At 70.0% G+C, this 3,194-nt stretch carries 4 protein-coding genes; all 4 read right to left on the bottom strand.

All coding sequences use genetic code 11. The features are described 5' to 3' along the window. A partial coding sequence (locus AC1DZ6_RS22110) for a hypothetical protein (protein WP_477099274.1) occupies nucleotides 1–439 on the bottom strand: 439 nt, incomplete at its 3' end. Between the two features lie 160 nt (nucleotides 440–599). Then, nucleotides 600–971, bottom strand: a complete 372-nt coding sequence (locus AC1DZ6_RS22105; RefSeq protein WP_477099273.1) for a hypothetical protein — start codon at nucleotides 969–971, stop codon at nucleotides 600–602. Nucleotides 972–1,099: 128 nt separating this feature from the next. Continuing rightward, nucleotides 1,100–1,711 (bottom strand): hypothetical protein, encoded by a 612-nt coding sequence (locus AC1DZ6_RS22100; protein ID WP_477099272.1) that lies wholly within the window; start codon nucleotides 1,709–1,711, stop codon nucleotides 1,100–1,102. A gap of 123 nt (nucleotides 1,712–1,834) precedes the next feature. Continuing rightward, entirely contained in the window at nucleotides 1,835–3,067 is a 1,233-nt protein-coding gene (locus AC1DZ6_RS22095) for a serine hydrolase domain-containing protein (protein ID WP_477099271.1), read from the bottom strand. Nucleotides 3,068–3,194 lie beyond the last annotated feature (127 nt).

Raw genomic sequence — 3,194 nt, 5'->3', positions numbered from 1 at the left:
AGCTGAAGCAGACCTCGGCCGTTCGATAGGTCTTTCCGGCAATTTCCCGGCTGCTGGTGTTCACGCGCCAACGACCGACCGCCAGCCGCTCATTGCCTGGATACCAGAGAAAGGCTTGGCCCTCGGGACTGGTGTATTCGACCTGCCAACCGTGCTGAGCGTCGCCAGTCACGATCGTGCGGCCGCTGAAACGGTTCTGGACGAGGGTCGCGAAGGCGTCCGTCGACATCGTCTGCGGCGGCTGGCCCTCCTTCTCGCGGAAGCTGACGGCGTCGTTGGGCTGGTCCGTGGTGAAGAACGGCCGACCCGAGGCGATCGCCGCCGCCAGGCCGCCTTCGCGCGAAGGATGCGGGCGCAAGCCCTGCTTGGCCAGGCTTGGAGATCCGACGCTCAGCGCCAGAAGCAGCGCCAGGCTCGTGGCGACGACACGTTGGACCATGAAAGCATTCCCGACCGGGCGCCCCGGGCGGCCGCCTACCAGTTAAGCTTGCATGTGATGTGGCGCGCCCTCTCGTTGCAACCGAAAAGGCCGGCCGGCGCGCACTCGCTCTAAGCTCTTGGTCGAGGACGAGGCTGGCGGGTGCGCGCGCTCGCGGGGCCTACTTCTTCGCGCCGCCCAGCATCCCTTCGATCTCGGCCTTGCTGGCGTTGATCAGGGTGGCGCCGTCGCGGACGGCCAGGTTGGCGACGTCCACGGCGAAGGTCTTGTCGTCCATCTTGATGGTGGCCATCGACTTGCCGGCGGCGTCGGGCTTGACCTCGGCGACCGAGCCGATGACCGCGCCGGAGTTGTCCTTGACCGGCTGGCCGGCCGCTACGGGCGCGGCGGCCGCTGGAGCTGGCGCTGGGGCGGTCGCGGCGCTGGCGGCCGGATCTTGGGCGGGCGCCGCCGGGGCGGTGGTCTGGGCCAGGGCGGGGGCGGCGATGGCGAGCGCGATCGTGGCGGCGCCGAGGGTCAGAAATGAACGCATGCAAAATCCCATCTGTCGAAACGTCCCCCGACGTTCCGTTAGGCTGACGCGACTTTGGGGCGCCGGCTGGACGCTGATGCGGTCAAAATGGGTCGAGGGCCGAACGCGGTTCGCTCAGCGGCCCCGGATCATGGCGTGGGTCGCCAGGACGGAGTCGGAGCCTGCGCCGGCGACGGAGGCGGAGCCGAGGGCGAGCACGGCATCCAGTGGTACTGGCGGTTGGGCGCGTCCCATGACCAAGAGCCGCAGGCGGCCGAGGGGTCGTCTTGCGCGGGCGGCGCGTCGCCATAGGCCGGGGGCGGGGCGTCGTCGCGATCGTCATAGACGGTCTCGGAACGCTCGATGACCACGGTCGGGGCGGCGTAGTAACTCGGATAGCCGTAGTAGGCGGGGTAGCCGCCGTACCAGTACGGATAGGAATAGGCCGATCCGAGCGCCAGGCCGAGCCCGACGCCGCCGAGGTAGCCGTAGCCTCCCCAATAGCCGCCGTAACCGTAGCCGTAGCCGTAACCGCCATGCCCGTGGCCATAGCCGCCGCCATGATAGCCGCCGCCACCGTGGTAACCGCCGCCATGATATCCGCCGCCGTGGCCGCCACCGCCTCCGCCGTGGTGGCCACCGCCATGGCCGCCCCCGCCGCCTCGGCCGCCGCGCGACTGGGCCTCGGCCAGCGACGGCGCCGCCAGCAGGGAAACCGTCAACAAGCCGACGGAAGCGAGCCTTGTCAGAAACGTTTTCATCTGGACCTCTCCGCGAGGCCGAGGGTCATTACGGCCGACGGCCATGTTGCCGGCGCGGCGGCGTCGCAACACTCGCACGATACGCGCGATCAGCCCCCGGCGAAAGCGTGTCGCGCCTGACCCTTACCGCCCGTAGACAGCGTCGCGCACCTGGGTCGTGAAGGAGCCGTTCATGCCCTCGAACGCGGTGTTGGTCATGATCACCACGGTCAGGCGGTTCCGAGAGTCCACGAACCAGTTGTGGCCGTAGACGCCGCCCCAGGCGATCGTGCCGGCGGCCTGCGGGGTCTTGGCGACGGCGGGATCGTCCAGCACCGCCCAGCCATAGCCGAAGCCCCAGCCGGGCCCCTGCGTCGCCGCCTGCACGCCGACCTGGTCCTTCATCATCTCGGCGACCGTGGCGGTCTTGAGGATCGGCGCGCCGCCCTTGCGCAGGGTCTCCAGCAGGACCAGCACGTCATCGGCCGTACCGACCATGCCCGCGCCGCCGGACGGGAAGGCGGTCTTGTCGGCGGCGCGGCTGGGCGCGAAGCGGACGGCGGTCGGGCCGATCGGGACGTCCAGGTTGTCGGTCATGCGCTTGGGCGCGGGCTCGGCGTTGAAATAGGCCGCCGTCAGGCGGGCCGGGTCTTGGGCCACGAAGCCGGCGTCGGCCAGGCCCAGCGGCCGGGTGACAGTCTCGGCGACGACCTGGGGCAGGGACCTACCGGTCGCCTTTTCGACGACCGAACCCAGCACGTCGATGGCCAGCGAATAGCGCCAGGCCGAGCCGGGCGGGAAGGCCAGGGGCGCCTGGTTCAGGCGGCGCAGATTCTCGTCCAGGGTGATGCCCGACTGGTCGATGCCGTCCGAGACCCCCAGCTGGTGGTACGGATGCGACGGCTTTTCGGCCAGGCCATAGGTCAGGCCGCTGGTGTGGTTCAGCAGCTGGCGCAGGGTGATGACCGGCGTGGTCCCGTCGGCCAGCCTGGGCTTGAAGTTCGGCAGCCACTTTGTGACCGGATCGTCGAGGTTCAGCTTGCCGTCCTCGACCAGCTTCATGACGGCGGCGCTGAYGAAGGGTTTGGTGACCGAGGAGAAGCGGAAGACCGCGTCCTCGCGCATCGGGCGGTTCGCCTCGCGATCGGCCAGGCCCGCCGCGCGGCGGTAGACGATCCTGCCGTCACGGGCGACCAGGACGACGGTTCCGACCAGGCGCTGTTCGGCGACGGCCGCGTCGACCACCTTGTCGAGCCGGGCGGCCAGGGCGGCGTCGGGGGCGACCGCGATGGCTGGAGACTGGGGCGGGGCGGCGAGGCCGGGAGCGGCCAAGGCCAGGCTGGCGGCTATGGCGAGGCTGGAGATCCACGGACGCATCTGGCGACTCCCTGTTTGGGTTCTGAGGTAGGGCGATACCCCGGAAGCGACAAGGTAGGATCAGTGGCTCACGCACTTGCCCCCACCTGACCGCTTCGCGGTCTGTCCGCCCCCATAGGGGGCGGAG

Source organism: Caulobacter sp. P1_B12_2 (assembly GCF_056406675.1).
This window is presented reverse-complemented; position numbering and strand designations above follow the sequence as displayed.

Bases quoted from the DNA above. Each gene is read 5' to 3' on its own strand.
- AC1DZ6_RS22105 (WP_477099273.1), bottom strand. From the start codon at position 971: ATGCGTTCATTTCTGACCCTCGGCGCCGCCACGATCGCGCTCGCCATC.
- AC1DZ6_RS22100 (WP_477099272.1), bottom strand. From the start codon at position 1,711: ATGAAAACGTTTCTGACAAGGCTCGCTTCCGTCGGCTTGTTGACGGTT.